6 protein-coding genes and 1 pseudogene are annotated in these 3,885 nt (G+C 30.6%); all 7 read right to left on the bottom strand.

Translation table 11 applies throughout. The annotated features are described in order from the left end of the window. Positions 1-192, bottom strand: a 192-nt coding sequence (locus tag LQU93_RS09755) for a hemagglutinin repeat-containing protein (protein WP_229933695.1), incomplete at its 3' end; no start/stop codon positions are given. Then, positions 192-515: a hypothetical protein gene (locus LQU93_RS09750; RefSeq protein ID WP_229933694.1), complete on the bottom strand. Its 324-nt coding sequence runs from the start codon at positions 513-515 to the stop codon at positions 192-194. The genes LQU93_RS09755 and LQU93_RS09750, both read right to left, overlap by 1 nt. An 85-nt stretch (positions 516-600) precedes the next feature. After that, positions 601-918, bottom strand: a complete 318-nt coding sequence (locus LQU93_RS09745; RefSeq protein ID WP_229933693.1) for a hypothetical protein — start codon at positions 916-918, stop codon at positions 601-603. A gap of 128 nt (positions 919-1,046) precedes the next feature. Then, positions 1,047-1,358 (bottom strand): hypothetical protein, encoded by a 312-nt coding sequence (locus tag LQU93_RS09740; protein ID WP_229933692.1) that lies wholly within the window; start codon positions 1,356-1,358, stop codon positions 1,047-1,049. A gap of 136 nt (positions 1,359-1,494) precedes the next feature. Beyond that, the gene (locus tag LQU93_RS09735) at positions 1,495-1,713 is read right to left on the bottom strand and encodes a hypothetical protein (RefSeq protein ID WP_229933691.1); all 219 of its coding nucleotides are present in this window, start codon (positions 1,711-1,713) and stop codon (positions 1,495-1,497) included. 239 nt (positions 1,714-1,952) lie between these two features. Beyond that, positions 1,953-2,273, bottom strand: a complete 321-nt coding sequence (locus LQU93_RS09730; RefSeq protein ID WP_229933690.1) for a hypothetical protein — start codon at positions 2,271-2,273, stop codon at positions 1,953-1,955. Next, positions 2,270-3,885, bottom strand: a pseudogene (locus tag LQU93_RS09725) (hypothetical protein); the annotation flags it as partial. The gene LQU93_RS09730 and the pseudogene LQU93_RS09725, both read right to left, overlap by 4 nt.

The following is a 3,885-nucleotide window of genomic DNA, read 5'->3' as shown; positions in this document are numbered from 1 at the left end:
CCTTTGGCTTTGTAAGATTAGATTATTGCCTACATTGATATTTGCTATATTATTGGCTCTTAGATTAGCTCCTTTTATGGTTGTGTTGTTTGTGGTGTTGATGTTTAGGTTGTTGGCTATTAACTTTATGCTGAATATAATCAGGACAAGTAGTATGTTTTTAATTATGCTTATTTTTGTAAAAATTTTCATTACATCCACATACCTACGCCAGGAGTTTCCTTGCAATACTCTTTACCAGATAATATAATCCATTCTTGCACTACCTCTGGTTTATCATCTCTGTTTGTTAGATATCCAACAATACATCCTTTTGGATATTCTGATAAATATATGTATCTATTTTCACTATAAACTTTTCTATTTCTAATTCCAAAATTCTTAGGTATATAAGACTTTCCTATGCTGGGATTTAAAACTCTTTCTACAAGTGTTTCATAAGTTGCAGGACCTACAGCACACCCACTAAACACAACTAATAAACTCATTATAAACACAAAATTTTGAGTTTTCATTTATTTCTCTCCATTGCTTTATTTATAGCTTCATTTCTGATTTGCTTATCATCTTTCTTTAAATCCTTATAAATTTCAATACTTGTTATTGTATTAATACCCAACCCCTCTTTTCTTTACAATACTCTTTACCAGATAATATAATCCATTCTTGCAATACCTCTGGTTTATCATCTCTGTTTGTTAAAAAACCATAACGGCACCCTTTCGGACCTTCAAATTTATAAATATATCTATCCTTATCATAAATTTCTCTTGTTTTACTATTCATTGTTGGAATAAAAGAATTCCCAATATTTATATCATTATTGCTTTTAAAAATTTCATAACTAGGGTCATCTCTATGACAACCGCTCAATACAAGCAAAACAAATGGCATTAAAAATATCTTTTTAGCTATCATTTTATTGTCTTTGCATTATTAAAGATATTTTTCTGTTCTCTCTTTAAATCCTTATAAATCCTAATACTTGTTATATTGTCTTGTATGAACGGTGCTGGTTGCATTACAAACACACTAGCCTTCCAAAATTAAAAAGTATACTTTTTTCGCATTTTACAATACTCTTTGCCTGATAAAATAATTATCTCTTGCACAACCTCAGGCTTATCATCTCTATTAGTTAAAAATGCAAAATGACATCCGGCAGGATACTCTAATTTATAAATATATCTATTCTCGTCATAAATTTCTCTACGTTTGATGTTTATTTTTGGCAGATAAGACTGACCTTTTTCATAATTAAAATTTTCTAAAAAAATTTCATGAGTGCTTGGTCCAATTTCACAACCACTAATTAAAAACAATATAATTACTATCAATAAATTATTTACGTTTTTCATTGTTTGTCTATTATTGTTTTTCTAATTTCATTTCTAATATTTTCATTTTGCTTTTTTAAATCCTTATAAATTCCAATACTTGTCATATTATCTTGTATGAATGGTGCTATTGCAAATGAGGTAGACACAATATCGTTTATATCAAAGTTCCGATACCGGGCGTTTCTTTGCAATACTCTTTGCCTGATAATATAATCCACTCCAAAATCCTCTCTGGCTTGTCATCTTTGTTTGTTAAATATCCATAATGGCATCTAGGATCATCTCCCTTAAATTTATAAATATATCTTGTATCATCATATATTTCTCTAAATTCTTTAAGACTTAAAATAATTTTACTATTATGAGGTATCAAAAAAAATTTCTTTTGTATTTGAAATTATCATAAGTCGCGTTTTTAAAATAGCATCCGTTTGAGAAAAATACCACAATAGCAATTGTTAGAAAAGATATAAATTTCATCTATTGTCCTTTATGTTGTCTAAAATTTCATTTCTAATATTTTCATTTTGCTTTTTTAAATCCTTATAAATTCCAATACTTGTCATATTATCTTGTATGAATGGTGCTATTGCAAATGGTGTGGCAGAGGAATTATGACAAAGTCCATCTTTGTTTTTCTTTACAATACTCTTTTCCTGATAAAATAATCCAATCTATAACTCTTTCAGGTTTACCATCTCTGTTTGTCAAATAGCCATAAACGCAACCATTAATAGTGTTTCTAAATACATATATATATTTATCTTCACTATAAATTTCTCTAAAATTCTTGATCATATACTCGTTTGGTGTCCACATTTTCTTATTTAATTCCATCTTTCTTACAAAATTTTCATAAGTTGCAGGACCTACAGCACACCCACTAAACACAACTAATAAACTCATTATAAACACAAAATTTTGAGTTTTCATTTATTTCTCTCCATTGCTTTATTTATAGCTTCATTTCTGATTTGCTTATCATCTTTCTTTAAATCTTTATAAATGTTAATGTTATGCATATTATCTTGAACAAATGGTGCTATTGCAAATGGAGTTGCAGGAATTAAGAGTAATCCACTTGTCGCGTTTGTTAGAGTGCTATTGTCTCTTAGATATGTTAAGCTGTTGATATTCTCATAATTCCAGCTTGATATAAAGTCGTGCGGTCCTGCGTAGTGTTCTATTGCACTATCTATAAAGCTACCTTTTGAGTATTCAAATCCAAACAAAGTTCCGACACCCTTTTGAACTCCGCCTGTTGGTCCTGAGATATCTATGTAATCATATTCGCCATTTGCAATTAATATTCTTTTTGGATGACTGCCGCCTATCTTAGCTCCATCTCCTCTTAAACCCTCGCTTAGTTTGCCGTCTCCAACATAATCATACCTATCCTTAACATACTTCCTCATCTGCAATGCACTATCGCTTAGCACTGATATGACTGCTCCTGATATAAAGCCGTCTTTGAAATTTTGCCCTTTTATCTGTGATGTTATACCTTGACCTACTCCGTTTATAGTAGCGTTTTTAGCATAGTCTGATATATTCATATTTTCTGTTAAGGCATTTGTTCCAAATGCAAAATTTGCATAAGACATTACTCCTGCACTTATAGCATTTGTGGCTAGTGAGCCTAAGTCTATGTTTGGTTTGTTGCCAGTTATGGCAGATGCGACTACTGATGAAGCCGTTTGAGTAATAACTGCCGAACTCATAGCAGATACCATAGTAGCACTTGCTGTGCCACTAGCTAGTCCTATACCTCCTGCAAATGCAGCTCCTGCTCCTGCTGTTAGATATGTAACTATAGCTGTTATTATAAGTGAGCCTATGCCACTCAGTGTAGTTGTTTTATCATCCCACTCTTTTGAGTTTAGAGTGGCTTTTATCTGATTTATGGTTTTTTCGTCTATTGGAGTGTTTGGATTTGATCTAAGCTCTTTTATAATACTCTCTTTAAACTCTTGTGAGTTTAAAGTATTTAAAATCTTATTATATGTTTTTATATCTAGTTTGTCTGTTATGTCATTACCATTTAGTATAAATTTCTCTTTTATTTTTATTATAGCTGGAATTTCTACCTCTTTTATCTTTCCTTTGTCTGTTATGGTAGCTGTTAATATTCCTGAGCCTTGTTTAAATTCTGTATTTATACTTGTTTGTTTATCTGAGATTAGGTTTAGGATTTGGGCGTTTATGTTTGCTGTATTAGCTTGTATTATTGAGGCTACTAAATTAATACTATTTGCATTTATATTTATTTGATCTGCTTGTAAGCTTGAGCCTTGTTTGTTTGTAAGTATATCTGTTTTATTTAAAGATGATTTTGATATGGAGCCAAGGTTTGATTTGGAGGTTTTGGTTGTTTCTTGATTTGAGTATGTAATTGGTGTTAAGTTTATATTATTGGCTGTTATATCTATTTTTCTATCCGCTACTAAATTCGCCCCCTGTATAGTTGTATCTTTATTTGAGATTATGTTTATGTTATTAGCATTTAGATTTGATGATACAATATCCTCTTTTATGGTTTTTGTGG

This window comes from Campylobacter majalis, from assembly GCF_905120465.1.
GTDB lineage: Bacteria > Campylobacterota > Campylobacteria > Campylobacterales > Campylobacteraceae > Campylobacter_A > Campylobacter_A majalis.
The sequence above is the reverse complement of the archived record's forward strand: the minus strand, read 5'-3'. Positions and strand labels throughout refer to the sequence as shown.